Origin of the sequence: Aestuariivirga sp. (assembly GCF_965227715.1) — a bacterium.
Lineage (GTDB): Bacteria > Pseudomonadota > Alphaproteobacteria > Rhizobiales > Aestuariivirgaceae > Aestuariivirga.
In genome coordinates this window covers 3,230,795-3,251,453 of sequence record NZ_OZ245771.1, presented here as the reverse complement: position 1 = coordinate 3,251,453, position 20,659 = coordinate 3,230,795, and the positions used below count along the sequence as shown (strand labels likewise).

Genomic DNA, 20,659 nt, shown 5'->3' with positions numbered 1-20,659 from the left:
CTCGCGAGCACCACTCACGAGCCGTGGAATAGTCTTCACGAATGCGTTTGGCGGAATGCCCTACGCAGACTTCGCGAGGTTCCTCAGCACATAGGGCATGATGCCACCGTTCTTGTAATAATCGAGCTCATCCAGCGTATCGATGCGGCAAAGCACCTGAATGTCCAGCTTCGTGCCATCTGCGCGGGTGATTTCAACCGTCAGTGCAGCGCGGGGCTTCAGGCCATTGGCCAGCCCGTTTATAGTGACGGTCTCGTCACCCATGAGGCCCAGCGTCTGCCAGCCTTCGCCTTCGCGGAACTGCAGCGGGATCACCCCCATGCCGATCAGATTGGAACGGTGGATGCGCTCGAAGCTCTGTGCAATCACGGCGCGCACGCCCAGAAGCTTCGTACCCTTCGCCGCCCAGTCGCGCGAGGAGCCTGTGCCATATTCCTTGCCCGCGAAAATGACGAGGGGCACGCCCTCTTCGGCATATTTCATCGCGGCATCATAGATCGGCATGGTCTCGCCGCCCGGGTAATGCTTGGTAACACCACCTTCAACACCCGGCACCATCTGGTTCTTGATGCGGATGTTGGCGAAGGTGCCGCGCATCATCACTTCATGGTGGCCGCGGCGCGCGCCATAGGAGTTGAAGTCGATCTTCTCCACGCCGCGCGAATTGAGATAGCGGCCAGCGGGAGAGGCCGCCTTGATGTCACCGGCGGGCGAGATGTGATCCGTGGTGATCGAGTCGAGGAAGAGACCCAGCACACGCGCGCCGGCAATGTCCTTCACCGGTGCCGGCGTCATCGTCAGCCCCTCGAAATAAGGCGGGTTCGCCACATAGGTGCTGCTCTGGTCCCAGCTGTAATTCATGCCCTTGGTGACATTGATCTTGCGCCAATGCGCATCGCCCTTGAACACGTCCTTGTAGCGCGAGGCATAGGCCTTGCGGGTCACGTTCTTCCGCACAACCGCGGCGATGTCCTTGGCCGTGGGCCAGATGTCCTTGAGGTAGACGGGCTTGCCCTTCTTGTCATGGCCCAGCGGATCGCGCGTCAGGTCCACGTTCAGCGAGCCTGCCAGCGCATAGGCGACGACGAGCGGCGGCGAGGCGAGATAATTCGCCCGCACATCCGGGTTCACGCGGCCTTCGAAATTGCGGTTGCCAGAAAGGACGGCAGCGGCCACGAGATCGTTCTTGCGGACCGTATCCGAGATATTCTCCGGCAGCGGGCCCGAATTGCCGATGCAGGTGGTGCAGCCATAACCCACCAGGTTGAAGCCGATCTTGTCCAGGTCCTTCTGCAGGCCGGAGCTGTCGAGATATTCGGTGACGACCTGAGAGCCGGGCGCAAGCGAGGTTTTGACCCAGGGCTTGGAGGTGATGCCGGCCTTCACCGCATTGCGGGCGAGCAAGCCCGCACCGATCATCACGCTCGGGTTCGAGGTGTTGGTGCAGGAGGTGATCGCCGCGATCACCACATCGCCGTGGCCCAGGTCGAAATTCGCCGCCTCAACCTTGAAGCGCTTCGAAAGTTCATCGGCCTTCTTGAATTCATCCGCCATCACCTTGGCGAAGCCCGTGGCGGCATTGCTGAGCTCGACCCTGTCCTGCGGGCGCTTGGGGCCCGCGAGTGACGGAACGACGGTGGCGAGGTCAAGCGCGAGCGTATCCGAGAACACCGGCTCTTCCGCCTTGGGCGTCCAGAACATGTCCTGCGCCTTGGCATATTTCTCCACAAGCGCCACCTGTGCTGATGCGCGTGCCGTGCCTTTGAGGTATCCGATCGTTTCGGCATTCACCGGGAAGAAGCCACAGGTTGCGCCATATTCGGGCGCCATATTGGCAATCGTCGCCATGTCTTCGAGCGAGAGTGTGCTGAGGCCCGGCCCATAGAATTCCACGAATTTGCCGACCACACCCTTCTTGCGCAGCATCTGCGTCACGGTGAGAACGAGGTCGGTGGCCGTCGTGCCTTCGGGCAGCGCGCCATCGAGGCGGAAGCCGATCACTTCAGGGATCAGCATGGAAATGGGCTGGCCCAGCATCGCGGCCTCGGCCTCGATGCCGCCAACGCCCCAGCCCAGAACCGCAAGCCCGTTCACCATGGTGGTGTGGGAATCCGTGCCCACCAGCGTGTCGGGATAGGCATAGGTCACGGCCTTGCCCTTCACCTTCTCGGTCTTGGTCCACACAGTCTTGGCGAGATATTCCAGGTTCACCTGGTGGCAGATGCCGGTGCCGGGGGGCACCACGCGGAAATTGTCGAATGCGCCCTGCCCCCATTTCAGGAAGGTGTAGCGCTCGCCATTGCGGTCATACTCGAGGTTCACGTTCTGCTTGAACGCCTTGGAGTTGGCGAAGTAGTCCACCATCACCGAATGGTCGATGACGAGGTCCACAGGCGCCAGCGGATTGATCTTCTTCGGGTCCTTGCCGAGCCCTTTCATCGCATCGCGCATGGCGGCCAGGTCGACCACAGCCGGAACGCCGGTGAAGTCCTGCATCAGCACGCGGGCCGGGCGGAAGGCGATTTCACGCTCGTCCTTGCCGCGGTTCTTCACCCACTTGGCAATGCCTTCGATGTCCGCCTTGGTGACGGACCGGCCATCCTCATGGCGCAGCAGGTTTTCGAGCAGCACCTTCAGCGAATAGGGAAGCCGCGAAATGCCCTTGAGGCCGTTCTTCTCCGCGGCCTTCAGGCTGAAATACGTATAGGTCTTGGCGCCGACCTTGAGGGTCTTGCGGCACTTGAAGCTGTCGAGGGACATCGGGGCCTCTTGCTGGGAATGGGATGCCGCCCGCTATAATCGCTTTTGCGCTGCAGCACCAGTTGAACCAAGGGTGGACGTGAACCTCAGACGCGGCGTTCCACCATCATCTTCTTGATCTCGGCGATGGCCTTTGCCGGGTTCAGGCCCTTGGGGCAGGTCTTGGCGCAGTTCATGATGGTGTGGCAGCGGTAGAGCCGGAACGGATCCTCGAGCGTATCGAGCCGCTCGCCCGTGCCCTCATCGCGCGAATCGATCAGCCAGCGATAGGCCTGGAGAAGTGCCGCGGGCCCAAAATAGCGGTCACCATTCCACCAGTAGGACGGGCATGAGGTGGAGCAGCAGGCGCAGAGAATGCACTCGTAGAGCCCGTCGAGTTTCTTGCGGTCTTCGGGATATTGCTTCCACTCGGTCTGGGGCTCGGGCGTCACCGTCTTGAGCCAGGGTTCGATGGCGCGGTGCTGGGCATAGAAGCGCGTGAGGTCCGGCACCAGATCCTTGATCACCGGCATGTGCGGCAGCGGATAGATCTTCACATCGCCCTTCACCTCATCGCAGGATTTGAGGCAGGCGAGCGTGTTGGTCCCGTCAATGTTCATGGCACAGGAGCCGCAGATCCCCTCGCGGCAGGAACGCCTGAAGGTCAGCGTCGCATCCTGCTCGTTCTTGATCTTGATCAGCGCGTCCAGCACCATCGGGCCGCACTTGTCCATGTCGACGGAGAACGTGTCGATACGCGGGTTCTCGCCATCATCCGGATTCCAGCGATAGATCCTGAAATCCTTCAGCCGCTTGCCCGCAGGCTTGGGCCAGGTCTTGCCCTCACGGACCTTGGAGTTCTTGGGAAGTGTGAATTCGGCCATGTGACTTTCCAGCTCAGTTCATCGAAGCACATTCCTCTCCCCCACATATGTGGGAGAGAGGGCAGGGTGAGGGGGTGGTGCGGCGCGCGAGGTCCAGCATTCTCAATAAACCCGCGCCTTCGGCTTGATGTAGTCGATGTCGCTCGACATGGTGTAATCATGCACTGGGCGGTAGCCCAGCGTCACGGTCTTCTTGGTGCCGTCGGCCCAGGCGAGGGAATGCTTCATCCAGTTGGCGTCGTCCCGCGCGGGGAAATCCTCGCGTGCGTGCGCCCCGCGGCTTTCCTGGCGGGCTTCGGCGCTGACGACTGTGACCGCCGCCTGCAGGATGAGGTTTTCGAACTCAAGCGTCTCGATCAGATCGCTGTTCCACACCAGTGAGTGATCGGAAACGCGAATGTCATTCATCGCCTGCCAGACTTCGCCAAGGCGCTTCACACCCTGGGACAGCGTCTCGCCGGTGCGGAACACTGCGGCATCTTCCTGCATGATTTTCTGCATGCGCAGGCGAAGCTCCGCGGTGGGAATGGCGCCATTGGCGAAGCGGTAATGGTCGAGCCGCGCCACGGACATTTCGCCCGCATCAGCTGGAAGATCAGCATGCGGAGCATTGGGCTTCACCAATTCCACGCATCGCAGCGCCGCCGCGCGGCCGAAGACGACGAGGTCGATCAGCGAATTTGAGCCAAGCCGGTTGGCGCCGTGAACGGACACGCAGGCAGCCTCGCCCACGGCCATAAGGCCGGGCACGGTCTTCTCCGGGTTCATGCCGTCTCCGGCCAGAACCTCGCCGTGATAATTGGTGGGAATGCCGCCCATATTGTAGTGGACCGTCGGCAGGATCGGGATCGGTTCCCGCGTCACGTCGACGCCTGCGAAGATCTTGGCGGATTCCGAAATGCCCGGAAGCCGCTCATGCAGCACCTTTGGGTCAAGGTGCTCGAGATGCAGGTGAATGTGGTCCTTGTGCTCGCCCACGCCACGCCCCTCGCGGATCTCGATGGTCATCGAGCGCGAGACGACGTCACGCGAGGCGAGGTCCTTGGCGGAAGGCGCATAGCGCTCCATGAAACGCTCGCCTTGGGAATTGGTGAGATAGCCGCCTTCGCCGCGCGCGCCCTCGGTGATGAGGCAGCCCGCACCATAAATGCCGGTGGGGTGGAACTGCACGAACTCCATGTCCTGGCAGGGAAGCCCCGCCCGCAGCACCATGGCATTGCCGTCGCCCGTGCAGGTGTGGGCGGAGGTGGCGGAGAAATAGGCGCGGCCATAGCCGCCCGTGGCCAGGATCGTCTCATGCGCGCGGAAGCGGTGGATCGAGCCGTCTTCCATGTTCATGGCGACGACACCGCGGCAGGCGCCGTTTTCCATGATGAGGTCAAGCGCGAAATATTCGATGAAGAACTCGGAGGAATAGCGCAGGCTCTGGCCATAAAGCGTGTGGAGCATGGCGTGCCCCGTGCGGTCCGCTGCGGCACAGGTGCGCTGCACCGGGGGGCCGTCGCCGAAATTCATCATGTGGCCGCCGAAGGGGCGCTGGTAGATCTTGCCCTCCTCGGTGCGCGAGAAGGGCATGCCGAAATGCTCAAGCTCGTAAACGGCGGTTGGCGCATTGCGGCAGAGATATTCGATGGCGTCCTGGTCGCCCAGCCAGTCGGCACCTTTGACCGTGTCATACATGTGCCAGCGCCAGTCATCCGCGCCCATATTGGCAAGGGATGCGGCAATGCCCCCCTGCGCTGCCACCGTGTGGGAGCGCGTGGGAAACACCTTGGAGATGCAGGCCGTCTTCAACCCCGCCTGCGAGGCGCCGAGCGTGGCGCGAAGCCCCGCACCCCCGGCACCCACCACCACGACATCGTAAGTGTGGTCAGTCACGGGATAGGTGCGGCCGCCGAAGGTGAAACTCTTCGGTGCGGTCTTCCTGGTTTCAACAGCGGCCATCAGAGTCCAAAGCTCATCTTGAGAAGTGCAAATAATGATGCGACGCCCATCGCCGCGGTGAAGAAGGTGTTGAGCAGCAGCAGCAGATATTTGCTGTGCGGCGCATGAACGTAATCCTCGATCACCACCTGAAGCCCCAAGCGCATGTGCCAGAGCAGCGTGACGAGCGTGAGTCCAAGCAGGATCGCCACGAAGGGGTTCTGAACGCTCGCCAGGATTTCGGCGCGCGACGCGCCGCGGTAAGCCATGATCCAGCCGATGAGGAAGATGACGAGCGGGATCCCGGCAATCGCCGAGACGCGCTGGTGCCACCAGTGTTCCGTGCCCGCCTTGGCGGCGCCAAGGCCGAGGACCAGCCCGAGGGGAGTCTTGCGCAACATCACATCACTCCATAGGCGATCGCCCAGACGGCGATGGTGAGGATGATCGAGGAGGCGAGCGTGAGCCTGGCGCCCATTTCCACGTCCTTCAATTCGAAGCCGTGGCCCACGTCCCAGATCAGATGGCGGATGCCGCCCAGCGTGTGGTGGATCAGCGCCCAGGTGAAGCCGAAAAGCACGAGAAGCCCGATCCAGCTGCCGAAGACGGCCTGCACCAGGGCGAACTGCGCGTCAGAGGTTGCAGCAGCCAGCAGCCACCAGACGAGAAGGATCGTGCCGCCATAGAGCGCCAAACCGGTGATGCGGTGAACGATGGACATCGTCATCGTCAGCGTGCGCTTGTATATCTGCAGGTGCGGCGACAGGGGCCGCCCTGCGTTTCTGGTGTGTGCCATGTTCCCTATTCCCGTTCCCTGTGCGGTTTTCTACCTTGTGCAGCGCAGTATCGCAAATACGTCGAAAGGCATAGAGCGCCTCACCCTTGAGACGGCTTGACGCAGATCATGGCTGGTATGCCGCCCGCACTTCACATAAATCCAGTATGCGAGGTGTCCCATGACAGAGCTTGTTTGCCCCTCCTGCGCCGCCGTCAACCGCATTCCGGCCGATAAGCCCCGGGCAGCGGCCCGCTGCGGCAAATGCCACCAGCCGCTGTTTTCCGGCCGCCCGGCTGAACTCGCCGGGCCCGCCCTCCAGAAGCACATTACGCGCAATTCGATCCCCGTGGTGGTCGATTTCTGGGCAGAGTGGTGTGGCCCCTGCAAGATGATGGCGCCGGAATTCCGCAAGGCGGCGGAGGCCATGGAACCCCATGTGCGTTTCGCCAAGCTGGATACGGAGGCGGCGCCTGAACAGGCTTCCCTTTACGGCATCCGCTCCATTCCCACCATGATCCTGTTCCGGGGCGGGCGGGAAGTGGCCCGGCAATCCGGCGCCCTGCCGGCGGGCCAGATCGTCCAATGGCTGCGGGACTCAGGCTGCGGCTGATTCAGAGCACGATCACCTTGGTGCCGAGCGGCGTCTGTTCGTAAATCCCCTCGATATGGGGGTTGAACATGCGGATGCAGCCGGAGGATGCCGCCTTGCCGATGGAGGCGGGATCATTGGTGCCATGGATGCGGAACAGCGTATCCCGGCCCCCGGAATAGAGATAGAGGGCGCGCGCCCCCAACGGGTTGTCAGGTCCGCCCGGCATGCCGTTGGCCCAGCGGGCAAGTTCAGGCTTCCGCGCGATCATGCTGGCAGGCGGCGTCCAGACCGGCCATTCCACCTTGCGGCCAACCGCGGCAATCCCCGCCCAGTCCCGCCCCTGGCTGCCCACGGCCACCGGGTAATGCATGGCGAGCCCCTCGCCCAGAACGCGGTAAAGCGCCCGTTCGCCGGTGTTGACGATCAGCGTCCCCGGCCGCTCCGGCGTATCGAAATCGACCACGCTGCGCCCGGCGAAAGCCTGGGCCTGGCGGCCCGCCACAACCGTCCCCAGCGCGCCGAGGATAAGCGACCTGCGATTCATCTGTCCCACTCCAGTTTCCCATGGAGATAGGAATCGCCGCTGGCGAAAAGATGGCGGCGGGCAGCCGCTCCTCTTCTCGCGTCTGAAGGTCTGTTAACGTGTTTTCCTCTCCCCGCTTGGGGGGAGAGGAAAGAGATGGTGGAGGCTTCTCAGCCCCGCTTGTTCTGGCGCTGTGCGATCAAATCGTCGACGACGGCGGGGTCGGCCAGTGTTGAGGTATCCCCCAGCGCGGCAAAATCATCTTCCGCGATCTTGCGGAGAATGCGGCGCATGATCTTGCCGGAGCGGGTCTTGGGCAGGCCCGGCGAGAACTGGATCTTGTCCGGCGTCGCAAGCGGGCCGATTTCCTTGCGCACATGCGCAACCAGCGCCTTGCGGAGATCGTCATCCCCCGTTTCGCCCGCCATCAGCGTCACGTAGCAGTAGATGCCCTGGCCCTTGATGTCATGCGGATAGCCGACAACGGCCGCTTCCGAAACCTTGGGGTGGGCAACGAGGGCCGATTCGACCTCCGCCGTGCCAAGCCGGTGGCCGGACACATTGATCACGTCATCCACGCGGCCGGTAATCCAGTAATAGCCGTCGGCATCGCGCCGGCAGCCGTCGCCGGTGAAATACATGCCCTTATAGGTGGAGAAATAGGTCTGCACGAACCGGTCATGATCGCCAAACACGGTGCGCATCTGGCCCGGCCAGGAATCGAGGATCACCAGATTGCCCGAAGTGGCGCCTTCGAGAATGACACCCTTGTCATCCACCAGCGCGGGCTGGATGCCGAAGAAGGGCCTGGTGGCGGAGCCGGGCTTCAGCTTGGTGGCGCCGGGAAGCGGCGTAATCAGAATGCCTCCCGTCTCCGTCTGCCACCAGGTGTCGACGATAGGGCAGCGCTCATCGCCCACCACGCGGTGGTACCATTCCCAGGCCTCGGGGTTGATGGGCTCGCCCACCGAGCCCAGCAGCCTCAGCGACTTGCGGGACGTCTTCGCAACCGGCGCCTCGCCCGCACCCATCAGCGCGCGGATCGCGGTGGGCGCCGTGTAGAAGATATTGACCTTGTGCTTGTCGATCACCTCCCAGAAGCGGGAGTTCGACGGGTAATTGGGAACGCCCTCGAACATCAGCGTCGTCGCGCCATTGGCGAGCGGGCCATAGACGATGTAGCTGTGCCCCGTCACCCAGCCCACATCCGCCGTGCACCAGTAGATGTCGCCATCATGATAGTCGAAGACATATTGATGCGTCATCGCGGCGAAGACGAGATAGCCGCCCGTGGTGTGGAGAACCCCCTTGGGCTTTCCCGTGGAGCCGGAGGTATAGAGGATGAACAGCGGGTCCTCCGCCTTCATCTTCTCCGGCTTGCATTCGGCGGGAACGGATGCCGCCTCCTCATGGTACCAGACGTCACGGCCTGGGGCCATCATCACCGGTCCGCCAGTGCGGCGGACGACGATCACCCTTTCATTGCCGGCGCAGCGCTTCAGCGCATCATCGGCATTGGCCTTGAGCGGCACCTTGCGGCCGCCGCGCAGGCCTTCGTCCGCGGTGATGATGAGTTTCGAATTCGCATCATTGATGCGGCTTGCAAGTGAATCTGGGCTGAAGCCGCCGAAGACGATCGAATGAATGGCGCCGATCCGCGCGCAGGCCAGCATGGCATAGGCAGCCTCGGGGATCATCGGCAGATAGATGGTGACGCAATCACCCTTTTTGACGCCGTTCTTCTTCAGCACATTGGCGAAGCGGCAGACATTCTCATAAAGCTCGTTGTAGGTGATCTTCTTGTCATAATACGGATCATCCCCTTCCCAGATGATCGCCACCTGCTCGCCGCGCTTTTTCAGGTGCCGGTCGATGCAATTATAGGAGACGTTGAGAATCCCGTCCTCGTACCATTTGATCGAGACATTGGGATAGGCGTAGCTGGTGTTCTTGATTTTCTTGGGCGCCTTGAACCAGTCGAGCCGCTTGGCATGCTTGCCCCAGAACTTGGCCGGGTCCTTGATCGACTCGGCATACATCTTCTTGTAGCCAGCATCGTCCACATAGGCCTTTTTCTTCCAGGCGGCGGGGACGGGGTAAACTTTCTCGGACATAGGCGCATTCCTCCCAGACATGCCGATTCTTGCAAGGTCTTTTGACGCCACGTTCTATAGCCTGCAATGAGACTCCTGTCTAAGAAGCGCCATGACCTCCCCCCGGCACCTCAGCCTGTTCATCGTCCTCGGCCTGTTCTGGGGCATCTCACCCAGCCTCTACCGGCATTGGGGCGTGCTCGGCATGCCGGTGTCTCACGTCATCTTCGTGACCGGGCTTGGCGTTGCGGCGGCGCTCGCATTGATCTGCCAATTGCGCGGGATCGACTGGATCGGCGGCAAGAGACTGCAGTTCTTTGGCATCGGCTGCGCGGTGCTGATGAACATTCCCTTTGGCTTGGGGCTGTTCTTCGCGCGCCATGTGCCGCCCACGGAACTTGCCCTCATCATTTCGACCGCCCCCATCGTCAATTATCTGGTGGCGCTGGCCACCCGCCGCGAAAATGCCGCACCCCGCCGGCTCCTCGCCATCCTGCTGGGCTTCATCTCGACGGCGATCCTCGTCGTCACGCGGGAGGGCATGCTTTCGGGCGAGGTCTCCTGGTGGCTGATCGCCGCCTTCTCGCTTCCTGTGCTGTACTCGGCCTATAACTGGTTTGCTTCCATCTGGTGGCCGCCGCGCGCCCATGCCATGGCGGCAGGCGTTGCCGAATCGATCTGGTCCGGCCTGCTGGCGCTGCCCTTCCTGCTCGTCTTCGCACCACCCTGGTCTCCGGAGCAGCTGCCGCTCAATGCCTATTGGACCGTGCTGCTTGCCTGCGGAATGTGGACGCTGGAGAGGATCGCCTTCTTCACGCTGATCCAGGAGAAGGGTGCGGTCTTCACCGTGCAGGCCGTCTATCTCTCAACGCCCGCGGCGGTGGTCATCGCACTTGCCTTCTACGGCGGGGCGGATATCTGGCTCTTCATCTCGCTCGCGGTGCTGATGGGCGCGCTCTACCTCAACAATACCGGCTCAGCCGCCAGACAGACGTCATCTTGATCTCCGCATCTTCAAGATCGCGCGTGACCTCAACCTTATATTCGCCAAGCTTCGAGAGCTTCTCGCGCGGCAGGTAGCTGCGGCCGGGGTCGCCGATCAGGGTGAGGATGCCGCGCTCCTCCGCCTGCTCGAGCCAGGCGAAAACTTTTGCCGCCAGCGCCTTCTCATAAAACAGGTCCCCCACCAGGATCACGTCGCAATCGGGCGCGGGCGCCAGCAGCAGGTCCTCGCCCGTCACATCCAGCGTGACGCCATTGAGCGCCGCATTGAGGCGGATCGCTTCGACTGAAAACCCGTCAATATCCGCAGCGCAAACACTCTGAGCGCCTGCCGTCATGGCGGCCAGCCCCACGAGGCCCGAGCCTGAGGCAAGGTCCACCACACGCTTGGCATTGACGAGGCCCGGATGATCCAGCACATGCCGGGCCAGGGCCTGGCCGCCGGCCCAGGCAAAGGCCCAGAAGGGGGGCGGCAGTCCCATTTCGCCCAGCTCCTCTTCCGTCTTCTGCCACAGCGGCACGGCTTCATGGGCAAGGTGGAGCGAAACCTCCGGCACCAGCGGCGGCGTCATCACGCTCGTGTTGGCGCGGATGAAGGCCGCCCGGTCCAATATCCTCAAAGCTTCACGCCACCGCGCTTGCAGATGTGCTTGAACTCGGCCGCGCTGACGGGCTGCACGGAGAGGCGCGAGTTGTTGACGAGCACCATGTCTTTGAGCACCGGATCCGCCTTGATCTCATCAAGCGTCACGGGCTTGGGCACATCCGCCACGGCGCGGATATCGACGCACTCCCACGTATCGGCATCGGCACTGGAATCCCTGTGCGCGAGCTTCGAGACCTCGACGATTCCGACCACGGCCTTGCCTTCATTCGAATGGTAGAAGAAGCCTTTGTCACCCAGCTTCATGGCGCGCATGTTGTTGCGGGCCTGATAATTCCGGACCCCCGTCCACTCCTCGCCCGCCTTGCCCTTGGCCTTCTGCTGCTCCCAGGACCAGACTTCGGGTTCTGATTTGAACAGCCAGTAATTGGCCATCACTTCGCCTCCGGATTCTTGAGCGACCACTTCCAGGCCTTGATCTCGACCGAGGCGAAAAGCCCGGCCTTGGCATAGGGATCATCAGCCGCAATCGCCTGCGCCGCCGCGCGGGTCTCCGCCTCGATGATGACCAGGCTGCCGGTGGGAGAGCCGTCATCCGTGGTGAAGGGGCCGGCCGCCTTGAGGCCTGCCCCTAAGCTTTCCAGATATTTCACATGGTCGGGCCGGACCGACATGCGGAGGTCAACGCTGTTTGGCTTGTCGGTGCAAATGAGTGCGAAGAGCATGGTTGTCATCCTTGTCTGATTTCGGGCCTGAGCGGCCGTGAGAGGAGCCTGGCGATTTCTTGTTCCGGGGATTTGCCTTCGTCAACAATGGCGTGAACGGCATCCACAATCGGCATGTCGACGCCGTGGCGGCGGGCAAGCGCCTGGGCGATCCGGACGGTTGATGCCCCTTCAACCACGCCGCGCGCCTGAGCCAGCGCCTGCGCGACGGATTTCCCCTCTCCCAGCGCAAGGCCGAAGGAATAATTGCGGGACTGGCGGGAGGAACAGGTGAGCAGCAGGTCGCCCAGGCCTGAAAGCCCCATCAGCGTTTCAGGCGTGGCCCCAAGCTTTGCGGCAAAACGGGTGAGCTCGGCAAAGCCACGGGTGGTCAGCGCGGCGCGCGCACTGTCGCCTAAGCCCCGGCCATCGGAAATGCCGCAGGCAATCGCCAGCACGTTTTTGAGCGCGCCGCCAATTTCAACGCCCTTCACATCGTCAGAGGCATAGATGCGGAATTGCGGAAGGGACAGGGCCTCGGCCCAGCGCTGCGCCTCCGCCAGCTTAAGGGCGGCGAGGACAACCGCCGTGGGCAAGCCCTTCATGACGTCGGCTGCGAAGGACGGGCCGGAAAGTACCAGCGCCTCCGCCTGCGGCAGCACATCGGCTGCCACTTCGTTCATGAACAGGCCGGTGCCCTGCTCAATGCCCTTCGCGGTGATGATGATGTCAAATCGATTCGTAACGATTGATTTCAGGCCTGACAGAACTTCGCGTACCCCCCTAGCGGGGACCGCCAGAATTGCGCCCTGCGCCTCTTCCACGGGCTCCAAAGGCATGCCCCGGGACCAGACATGCACCTCATGCCCCGCTGACCGCGCCACATGCGCAAGCGCCTGGCCCCAGGCCCCCGCCCCGAGGACGGAAATCCTCACGCCTTGGCCCCGAGCTTGCCCGAGCCATAGGCAGGGGCCTGCGCCTGATCGAGCGGCCAGCGGGCGCGCGCGGCAACCGAGAGATCATCGGTCAAGCCGAGCGCCAGCCGCTCCGCCCCGGCCCAGGCGATCATGGCCGCGTTGTCCGTGCAGAGCTTTGCGGGAGGAACGATGAGGGTGAGGCCATGAAGCGCCGCCGCCGTCTCGAACACGGCCTTGAGCTTCTGGTTGGCTGCAACGCCGCCCGCCACGATCAGCGCCGGGGTCTTGACGGAAGGGTGCGCCGCGCGGAACAGGTGAACGGCCATGGTCAGCCGGTCCGCCATGGTGTCCGCCACCGCAGCCTCGAAGGAGGCGGCAACATCCGCCACGTCCTGATCGGACAGCGTGCCGAGCTGATGCACCAGCTCGCGCACTGCCGTCTTGAGGCCCGAGAATGAGAAATTACAGTCCTTCCGGCCCTTCAGCGGGCGGGGCAAGGCAAAGCGCTGCGGGTCACCGTGGCGGGCCAGTCGCTCCACCTGGGGGCCGCCCGGGTAGCCCAGCCCCAGAAGCTTTGCCACCTTGTCGAAGGCCTCACCCAGCGCATCATCGATGGTGGTGCCGAGGCGGTGGTAGCGGCCCACCCCTTCGACGATCTGGAACTGGGTATGCCCGCCTGAGATGAGCAGCAGGAGATAGGGAAAATCGACCTTCTCCAGCAGCCGCGCCGTGAGCGCATGGCCTTCGAGGTGATTGACGGCGATGAGCGGCTTGTCCGCCGCCAGCGCAATCGCCTTCGCCATGGTGAGGCCCACGATCACGCCCCCCAGAAGCCCCGGCCCCGCCGTTGCCGCAACCCCGTCCAGCTCCCGATAGGTGAGCCCCGCCTCCGCCATCGCCTGCGCGATGAGCCGGTCCAGATGGTTCAGATGGGCCCGCGCGGCAATTTCCGGCACGACCCCCCCATAAGGCGCATGCTCCTTCAGCTGCGAGAGCACAATGTTGGACAGGATTTCGCCGTTGCCCTCATCATCCCGGCGGACCACGGCAGCGGCCGTCTCATCGCAGGAGGTTTCGATGCCGAGGATAAGGGTTGTGCCATTGTGCATCGGATGGGTGACGTTACCGGTGTTTGCAGCTAAGAAGTGGGCGAACCTCTAGCATCCGCCGGAACAGACTTGCAAATGCCGAAGCTGAAGATTGGTACACGTGGCTCCCCCCTGGCCCTCTATCAGGCACATGAAACCAGGAGCCGGCTGATGGCGGCGCATGGCTTTGCCGAGGAGGATATCGAGATTGTGGTCATCACCACGACGGGTGACCGAATCCGCGACCGGCCGCTTTCCGAGATCGGCGGCAAGGGGCTGTTCACCAAGGAAATCGAGGAAGCGCTGTTCGCGGGGGACATTCACCTCGCCGTGCACTCCATGAAGGACATGCCGGCGAGGCTTCCCGACGGCCTCACCATGGCGGCACTCCTGCCGCGCGAGGATGCGCGTGATGCCTTCCTGAGCCCGGTGGCGAAGACCATCGGCGATCTTCCGGAGGGCGCCGTCGTCGGCTCCTCCTCGGTGCGGCGCGGGGCGCAGCTGAAGCGGCTCAGGCCTGACATTGAGGTGATCCAGTTCCGCGGCAATGTGGAAACGCGGCTGAAGAAGCTGGCGGATGGCGTGGCGCAGGCGACCTTTCTGGCCGCGGCGGGGCTAAATCGGCTGGGACTTACGGACAAGATCACCTCGCTCGTGCCGGTGGATGTGATGCTGCCCGCCGTGGCGCAAGGCTGCATCGGCATCGAGACGCGCGCGGATGATGAGGCCACGCGGGAGATTCTGGCGCCGGTCAATCATGAGACATCCAACATTGCGGTTTCCTGCGAGCGGGCCTTTTTGGCCGCCCTTGACGGCTCCTGCCGCACGCCGCTTGCAGGCCACGCCGTGTTCGACAATGGCACGCTGCGCTTCCGCGGCCATGCGCTGACGCTGGATGGCCGCCACTGCTTCGAGACCACGCGCGAAGGATCGCCCGCTGATGCCGAACGCATGGGGCGCGAGGCCGGCGAGCAGGTGAAGGCCGAGGGCGGAAGCCTCATCGCCTTCTGATGCGGATCGCCGTGACCAGGCCTGAGGAAGATGCCGGGCCTCTGAAAGCCAGGCTCGAGGCGCTGGACCATGAGGTGGTGATGGCGCCGCTGATGACGATCACGCCGCGCGCCAGCGTTCACATTCCGGATCTGCCATGGCAGGTGATCGCAGTGACCAGCGCCAACGGCATCCGGGCACTTCCCCCCGGCCACGGCCTGACATCGATCCGTACACTGACGGTCGGGCCACAGTCCCTGAAGGCCGCCACGGCCGCGGGCTTTCGGGCGGAGGCGCAGGGGGGCGATGTGAACGGGCTTTCCGCCTTCATCCGCGCCGAACTCACCCCCGCTGCGGGCCCGATCCTTTACCTTTCCGGCGCTGAAACCTCGGGCGACCTTGAGGGGCAGCTTGGCGCCGCGGGCTTTGCCTGCCACCGCGCCGTGCTTTATGATGCCGTGCCGGCGGCGGGGCTGGGCCCTGTGGATGCACTGCTGCGGCGGGGGGAGATTGACGCCGTCCTCCTTTACTCGCCCCGCAGCGCCCGCATCTGGCGGCAGCTCACGGAAGCGGCGGGGCTCTCCGCACAGGCGGGGAAACTTAGGAATTTTTGTCTTTCCACCAATGTCGCCTCAGTTCTGCCAGAGCACTGGACCAGGCTTGTGGCAGAATCGCCCGACGAGCAGGCCATGCTGGCCCTGCTTGCACAGAAAGGGAGAAGCCTTTAGGCCCTGACGCATGACCATGGATACGCCAGAGGAAAAGGGTGCGGCCAGGCCGCAGGTGATCGACCTCGAAGCCGAGGAGATCCGCAGTGAAGCCGGTGACACGCCACGGATCGAGGATGAGCGCACGCAAACGCTGCCGCCTCCGCCGCCCCCGCGACAAGGCCAGGCCGCCCGGAAGCGCAATGCCGCCGCCGGACTGATCATTGCCCTCATTCTCGGCCTTCTCGCCGGTGGCTGGCTCTACCGGGACCTGCTCTATGGCTATCTGCCCTCGAACCAGATGACGGCCCTCCGCAACCAGGTTGCGGCACTCGAACAGAACAATTCCGCCCTGGCCGCCGAACTGGCCGGGCTGAAACAGAATATCGACGCCACCGCCCAGGCCGCCACGGCCGCCGGTGACGCTGCGGCCCAGGCGGGACAGGGTGCGCAATCCACCGCCTCCAAGCTCGATGGCCTTGCCAGCCGGCTGGACCAGACCGACAGCAAGGTCGCGGCGGCTGAAGAGAAGCTCTCCGCCGCCAGCACTGACCTGGACAGCTTGCGCAAATCGCTCTCAACCGCGAGTTCGCAGGGCGGTACCCCGGCAAGCCCGGCGGATAGCGCAGCACTGGCCGCCATCGGCCAGCGCATCGACGCGCTGGAGAAGGATGTGGCAAGCCTCAAATCCTCCGCCGGGACCAGCCCGCAGGCGGGGGTGACGGCCACACTCTCCCAGGCTCTGTCTGACTTGAAGGCCAAGGTTGCCGCTGGCACTGCCTACCCCGCCGAATATGACCGGATCGCCCGCATGGTGCCGGCTGCCGCCGGGCTTGACGTTGTGGCCGCCCATGCCGCCGATGGCCTGCCCGATGCCAAGGGCCTGGCCGCGGAACTGCGTGCGGCCATCCCATCCCTGCCCCAGCCTGCGGCACCGCCGGCGGAGGATGACAGCTATTTCGGAACCTTCATGAAGTCCCTTTCCGGCATTGTCACCGTCCGGCCGATCGGCGAGACCGACTGGCGACAAGTGGCTGAAAAGTCAGCGGCCTTCGCCGAAGCGGGCGACCTGAACCAAGCCATTTCCGTGATCGACGCGGCAGAAGGCGAGAAGCCTATGGCGCTCAGCCAGTGGCGCGCCCGCGCCGCGGCCCGGCTTCAGCTCGAGGCGGCCTTGAACCAGGTGTCGGAAGCGGTGCTGCGCCAGATCACGGCGCTGGGCGGCGGGGCTTCACAATGATCAGGCTTCTGTGGCGCTTCGGGCTTCTCGTCCTGGTTGCGGCGGGGTTCGCCTGGCTGGCGGACCGGCCGGGCACGCTCACCATCCGCTGGCTGGGCCGCGAAATCGAGATGAGCTTCATCGCCGGGGTGGTGATGGCGGTTCTGGCCGTGGTCATTCTGTGGTTTCTGTGGAGCCTGTTCCGCAGGCTCTGGGCGAGCCCGCAGGCCATGGGCCGCTATTTCGCCGGCCGCAAGAACCGGAAGGGCTATGACTCGCTCTCTCGCGGCATCATCGCCGCCGGTGCGGGTGATGCCACCGCTGCCGCAAAGCACGCCGCCATTGCGGGAAATGCCTTGAGCGATGAGCCGCTGGTCAACGTTCTCGCAGCCCAGGCCGCCCAACTGAAGGGTGACCGCGCCGCCGTCAAGCGCATCTTCGAGGCGATGACCAAATCCCCCGATACTGAGGCTTTGGGCCTGCGCGGCCTGTTCTCCGAGGCGCGCCAGTCAGGGGACGTGGGTGCTGCCCGCCGCTATGCCGAGCGCGCGCTGGCCGCGAACCCCCGCCTTGCCTGGGCCTCGTCCGCCGTGCTGCAGCTGCAATCCGCCGCCAAGGACTGGGGCGCTGCTGCGGCAACGCTGGGCCAGCAGATCAAGCTGGGGCTCGTTCCCGCACCCGAAGGCAACGTCAAGCAGGCGGCCATGCTGACGGCCCAGGCGCTGGCGGAAGAAGACAAGAACCGGGCACAGGCGCTGGAGCTGGCGCTCAAGGCCCACAAGCTGGATCCCGCGCTGGTGCCGGCGGCCCTGGTGGCGGCGCGGGTGCTGATTACCCAGGCCGCAACCCGCAAGGCCTCGAAGATCCTGAAGGAAACATGGGTCCTCTCGCCCCACCCGGAGCTGGCGGAGCTGCAGGCCCATCTCATTCCCGGCGACAGCCCCGATTCCCGGCTGGACCGGGTGCGCGACCTCCTGAAGGAGGACAAGGGGGGTCTGGAAGGTGCTGTGGCGCTGGCCCGCGCCGCCATCAGGGCCAAGCGCTGGGACATGGCGCGAGAGGCGCTGAAGTCCTGGTCCGGCAACCGCCCGCAGGCCCGCGTCTGCGCGCTGATGGCCGATATCGAGGACGCCAATGGCGACAAGGGCCGCGCGCGCGAATGGCTGTCGCGCGCGCTGACCGCACCCAGGGACCCGATCTGGGTCTCGGATGGGGTTGCGAGCCCGCGCTGGACGCCCGTCTCGCCCGTGTCCGGAGAGATCGTGCCCTGCGAATGGAAGGCCCCCTTCGAGATGCCGGAGCAGCTGGAACCGGATGCCCCGGCAGCCCAGCCCACGGCCCTGCCGGAGCCGCCGCCCAAATCGATCGAGGCCCCGAAAATCATGGTGCAGCAGCGCCCCCCCGATGACCCGGGCCTCCCCGAAGACTTCGACCCGCCCCAAAGCCCCGGCCGCCGCCAGCTGCCAGCCGACGGCTGAAAATTCTCAACTGCAACGGTTGCGGCACAAGCTGAAATATCCTATACCCCGCGCCGTCACGGAAAGCCGCTTTAGCTCAGTTGGTAGAGCACCGCATTCGTAATGCGGGGGTCAGGTGTTCGAGTCACCTAAGCGGCACCAGTTCCTCAAAATCCCCGACCTTTCAGCTGGTCGCCACTGTTCGGCATTGATCGTTTATTGCCCGATATTCAATGACTTATACCACTCCTCTCGCGTCGCGGGTCAGGCAAATGTTCGCTGAAGGTCGCCTGAAATCGCCCAAATCCGCGAAACTTTTAGGTATGAATGTCGGCATGCCGATTTAGAGGCGATAGGTTCGTTTGATGTTGGTCATCAGCGCATCCTCACTATGCACCTGGCGCGAACCGGTGATTGCCAGCGGTGCGATGCAAGCAAGGCTTCTCGCTCGAATTCGATGCACGTCGAAAATCATGGCCAGAGGGAACTGTTGGCCGCTGGTCGGGCAAACGGCCCGGCACGCAGGTTCCAGGCGTAGCCTGCGTAGCTCGACCGGACCCGGCAAGGAACGTCAGCCTCCTGCGCCATGGCTGAGAGAACGTCCGGCAATTCGGCGCGGGGCGTGACATGAAACTGCCTCAGCCACCAGAACAGGGCGGCGCGCAGAGGTGCTGGCGCCGACTCAGACAGTCCGAAGTCCGCCACATGCAGTTCTCCACCGGGCGCCACGAGGCGCACCGCATGCGCCAGCGCCTGCTGCCACTGCGGTATCATGGACAGCGTGTAGGACAGATAAACCCGGTCGAAGGCCGCGACGCCGAATGCAAGGCGGGGATCGAAGGTGAGAGCATCGCCCTCGGCAATGGCAATGCGGTCCGTCAGGCCGCTCCTGACGATGGCGGTGCCCGCCGACTTGAGCATCTCCGACGAGATGTCGAAGCCATGGACCCGGGCCGAGGGATACGCACTCGCAACCTTCACCAGGTTGCGGCCCGTGCCGCAGCCAACCTCCAGCACGCTGCCATTCTCCGGAACGCCGAGCTCGCTGATCAGCCTTTCGCGGCCGAGAAGATAGAAGCGGCGGGTCGCGTCGTAGATGTGGCGCTGGAACCGGTACATGCGATCCATCGCATGCCGCTGGCCGCTGGCGACAGCGCCGTCAATGGGCGGCTGCGCGCTCATAGACATGGAAACCTCCATAGATTGACGAGCGGTCACGCCGGCAGAGTTCCTGCGAGCGCTGCTCGAGATAGCGCCACTGGCCGAGAAGATGCGCCGGTACACGCCCGGGCAGGATCGTGTCGCGCCCGGCGGTGCGGAAGATCACGCGGGCGCCGGGGGCGGCGGCGTGGGTGATGCCCGCCCACAGTTCTTCCAGCTGCGTATCGGTCATCCAGTCCTGCGCGTCGAGCAACACGAAACGATGTGCAGTGCCTGGCGCCATGGCATTGACCGCATCGGTGAAGGACACGTGCCGGACATCGACGCGCTCCGCACGCTTCTTCAGCGCGGCGAAGTGGCGCTCCTGCAGGTAGGGCGGCAGCGGCCCCGCACCCCCCGGAGCATATGACCGGCCGAACGCCTGCCAGGCAAAGTAATTGTCCCGGATGGGGAAATCGCAGACGAGCTTCTCGAGCCTGGCGCGCAGCACGTCCGGCATGGCTTGCCCGCCGGCCAGCGCCTCATACTGTGCCGGCGGAATGCCAAGACCATAGAGGGAAATCCGCCGGCTGGTGACCCACTTGACCAGGCGGCGGTCGAACAGCGGCGAGACGACTTCTTCGAAGAACGCCCGCTGGTCGCGGAGGTTTCTGGCAGACAGCAGCTTCTCCATGTCCTGGCCATAGGCGCGCGCCACCAGATGGCTTATGCCGATGAAGCGACCGAGCAGCCCTTTTCGGAAGATGTTCGACCGGAAATGTGACAATCGCCGCCGCCCCGAGAGCGAGCGCCTCTCCCAATAGCGCCGCGTATGATCATCGAGATGCGGCCGCAGGTATTTCTCGTAGGCCATCATGTTTGCCCGATCTTCGGCCTCACCGAAGAAACGGTAGAAGTTGTCCCAATTGGGCAGATGACGAAGGCCCGCCACCTTCAGCTTGTTCAGCGCCACGTGGGCATGGCTGAGGTCGACCGCGGTGATGGCGGCCGGATCGGCCACCAGATAGCTCAGCACATTGCAGCCGCCCGAAGCGATGGCCACGACATGATGATGCGGCTCAATTTCCATCGCCTCCATGTCGACGGCGGGATCTTCCCAGATCTGCGGATAGACCAGGCCGCTGAAAGCCAAGGTGAAGAGCCGCTCGAGAAGCCCGTCGAGGCTGCAGGCGGCGTTCCTGTGAACCGCCCCGCCGAGCAGAGCGCGCGCCCTGCCCCGCCGTCCCTCAGTAACATCGGCAATCGTCATGTGGCCCCCCGGGAATCATTGCAAGCACA

The 20,659-nt window shown here is 63.9% G+C and carries 20 protein-coding genes and 1 tRNA gene; 7 read left to right on the top strand and 14 right to left on the bottom strand.

The genetic code is table 11. From position 1 onward, the window contains the following. Positions 1-60: 60 nt before the first annotated feature. The 5 genes from acnA to sdhC form a co-directional block, all read right to left on the bottom strand. Entirely contained in the window at positions 61-2,760 is a 2,700-nt protein-coding gene (gene acnA, locus ACO06F_RS15495) for an aconitate hydratase AcnA (RefSeq protein ID WP_421693645.1), read from the bottom strand. 86 nt (positions 2,761-2,846) lie between these two features. Beyond that, on the bottom strand, positions 2,847-3,623 hold the full coding sequence (locus tag ACO06F_RS15490; RefSeq protein WP_421693644.1) for a succinate dehydrogenase iron-sulfur subunit: 777 nt from the start codon (positions 3,621-3,623) through the stop codon (positions 2,847-2,849). 102 nt (positions 3,624-3,725) lie between these two features. Next, on the bottom strand, positions 3,726-5,567 hold the full coding sequence (gene sdhA / locus ACO06F_RS15485; RefSeq protein ID WP_421693643.1) for a succinate dehydrogenase flavoprotein subunit: 1,842 nt from the start codon (positions 5,565-5,567) through the stop codon (positions 3,726-3,728). After that, positions 5,567-5,947 (bottom strand): succinate dehydrogenase, hydrophobic membrane anchor protein, encoded by a 381-nt coding sequence (gene sdhD / locus ACO06F_RS15480; RefSeq protein ID WP_421693642.1) that lies wholly within the window; start codon positions 5,945-5,947, stop codon positions 5,567-5,569. Before sdhD ends, sdhA begins: the two co-directional genes overlap by 1 nt. Continuing rightward, a complete protein-coding gene (gene sdhC, locus ACO06F_RS15475) occupies positions 5,947-6,342 on the bottom strand; it encodes a succinate dehydrogenase, cytochrome b556 subunit (protein ID WP_421693641.1) in 396 nt (131 codons plus the stop codon). Before sdhC ends, sdhD begins: the two co-directional genes overlap by 1 nt. Positions 6,343-6,502: 160 nt before the next feature. On the opposite strand from sdhC, the gene trxC reads away from it, so the two are divergent. Further along, complete coding sequence (trxC, locus tag ACO06F_RS15470) at positions 6,503-6,934, top strand: thioredoxin TrxC (protein ID WP_421693640.1); 432 nt, start codon at positions 6,503-6,505, stop codon at positions 6,932-6,934. Between the two features lies 1 nt (position 6,935). On the opposite strand, the gene ACO06F_RS15465 is transcribed toward trxC, so the two are convergent. Both ACO06F_RS15465 and acs read right to left on the bottom strand, forming a co-directional pair. After that, on the bottom strand, positions 6,936-7,460 hold the full coding sequence (locus ACO06F_RS15465; RefSeq protein ID WP_421693639.1) for a L,D-transpeptidase: 525 nt from the start codon (positions 7,458-7,460) through the stop codon (positions 6,936-6,938). Between the two features lie 149 nt (positions 7,461-7,609). Next, on the bottom strand, positions 7,610-9,553 hold the full coding sequence (acs, locus tag ACO06F_RS15460; protein ID WP_421693638.1) for an acetate--CoA ligase: 1,944 nt from the start codon (positions 9,551-9,553) through the stop codon (positions 7,610-7,612). Positions 9,554-9,644: 91 nt separating this feature from the next. On the opposite strand from acs, the gene ACO06F_RS15455 reads away from it, so the two are divergent. After that, positions 9,645-10,535 (top strand): hypothetical protein, encoded by an 891-nt coding sequence (locus ACO06F_RS15455; RefSeq protein WP_421693637.1) that lies wholly within the window; start codon positions 9,645-9,647, stop codon positions 10,533-10,535. On the opposite strand, the gene ACO06F_RS15450 is transcribed toward ACO06F_RS15455, so the two are convergent. From ACO06F_RS15450 to tsaD, 5 genes are read right to left on the bottom strand one after another with little or no spacing between them, the layout of a single operon-like run. After that, positions 10,495-11,154 (bottom strand): class I SAM-dependent methyltransferase, encoded by a 660-nt coding sequence (locus ACO06F_RS15450; protein ID WP_421693636.1) that lies wholly within the window; start codon positions 11,152-11,154, stop codon positions 10,495-10,497. The two genes, ACO06F_RS15455 and ACO06F_RS15450, sit on opposite strands and share 41 nt — an antisense overlap. Further along, positions 11,151-11,573 (bottom strand): EVE domain-containing protein, encoded by a 423-nt coding sequence (locus tag ACO06F_RS15445; protein ID WP_421693635.1) that lies wholly within the window; start codon positions 11,571-11,573, stop codon positions 11,151-11,153. Before ACO06F_RS15445 ends, ACO06F_RS15450 begins: the two co-directional genes overlap by 4 nt. Further along, positions 11,573-11,863 (bottom strand): YciI-like protein, encoded by a 291-nt coding sequence (locus tag ACO06F_RS15440; RefSeq protein WP_421693634.1) that lies wholly within the window; start codon positions 11,861-11,863, stop codon positions 11,573-11,575. Before ACO06F_RS15440 ends, ACO06F_RS15445 begins: the two co-directional genes overlap by 1 nt. Before the next feature lie 5 nt (positions 11,864-11,868). Continuing rightward, positions 11,869-12,777 (bottom strand): NAD(P)H-dependent glycerol-3-phosphate dehydrogenase, encoded by a 909-nt coding sequence (locus ACO06F_RS15435; protein ID WP_421693633.1) that lies wholly within the window; start codon positions 12,775-12,777, stop codon positions 11,869-11,871. Next, the gene (gene tsaD / locus ACO06F_RS15430) at positions 12,774-13,868 is read right to left on the bottom strand and encodes a tRNA (adenosine(37)-N6)-threonylcarbamoyltransferase complex transferase subunit TsaD (protein ID WP_421693632.1); all 1,095 of its coding nucleotides are present in this window, start codon (positions 13,866-13,868) and stop codon (positions 12,774-12,776) included. The genes ACO06F_RS15435 and tsaD overlap by 4 nt, the downstream gene beginning before the upstream one ends. Positions 13,869-13,943: 75 nt before the next feature. On the opposite strand from tsaD, the gene hemC reads away from it, so the two are divergent. The 5 genes from hemC to ACO06F_RS15405 all read left to right on the top strand — a co-directional run bounded on the left by hemC (position 13,944) and on the right by ACO06F_RS15405 (position 18,382). After that, complete coding sequence (gene hemC / locus ACO06F_RS15425; RefSeq protein ID WP_421693631.1) at positions 13,944-14,858, top strand: hydroxymethylbilane synthase; 915 nt, start codon at positions 13,944-13,946, stop codon at positions 14,856-14,858. Next, a complete protein-coding gene (locus tag ACO06F_RS15420) occupies positions 14,858-15,565 on the top strand; it encodes a uroporphyrinogen-III synthase (RefSeq protein WP_421693630.1) in 708 nt (235 codons plus the stop codon). The genes hemC and ACO06F_RS15420 overlap by 1 nt, the downstream gene beginning before the upstream one ends. A 10-nt stretch (positions 15,566-15,575) precedes the next feature. Next, complete coding sequence (locus ACO06F_RS15415; protein WP_421693629.1) at positions 15,576-16,784, top strand: COG4223 family protein; 1,209 nt, start codon at positions 15,576-15,578, stop codon at positions 16,782-16,784. Continuing rightward, on the top strand, positions 16,781-18,241 hold the full coding sequence (locus ACO06F_RS15410; protein ID WP_421693628.1) for a heme biosynthesis protein HemY: 1,461 nt from the start codon (positions 16,781-16,783) through the stop codon (positions 18,239-18,241). The genes ACO06F_RS15415 and ACO06F_RS15410 overlap by 4 nt, the downstream gene beginning before the upstream one ends. Before the next feature lie 65 nt (positions 18,242-18,306). Further along, a tRNA-Thr gene (locus ACO06F_RS15405) sits at positions 18,307-18,382 on the top strand. Positions 18,383-18,691: 309 nt separating this feature from the next. On the opposite strand, the gene ACO06F_RS15400 is transcribed toward ACO06F_RS15405, so the two are convergent. Both ACO06F_RS15400 and ACO06F_RS15395 read right to left on the bottom strand, forming a co-directional pair. Continuing rightward, positions 18,692-19,408 carry a class I SAM-dependent methyltransferase gene (locus tag ACO06F_RS15400; RefSeq protein WP_421693627.1) on the bottom strand — a complete coding sequence of 239 codons (717 nt, stop codon included), beginning with the start codon at positions 19,406-19,408 and terminating at the stop codon, positions 18,692-18,694. Further along, positions 19,380-20,630: a DUF3419 family protein gene (locus tag ACO06F_RS15395; protein ID WP_421693626.1), complete on the bottom strand. Its 1,251-nt coding sequence runs from the start codon at positions 20,628-20,630 to the stop codon at positions 19,380-19,382. Before ACO06F_RS15395 ends, ACO06F_RS15400 begins: the two co-directional genes overlap by 29 nt. Between the last annotated feature and the right edge of the window lie 29 nt (positions 20,631-20,659).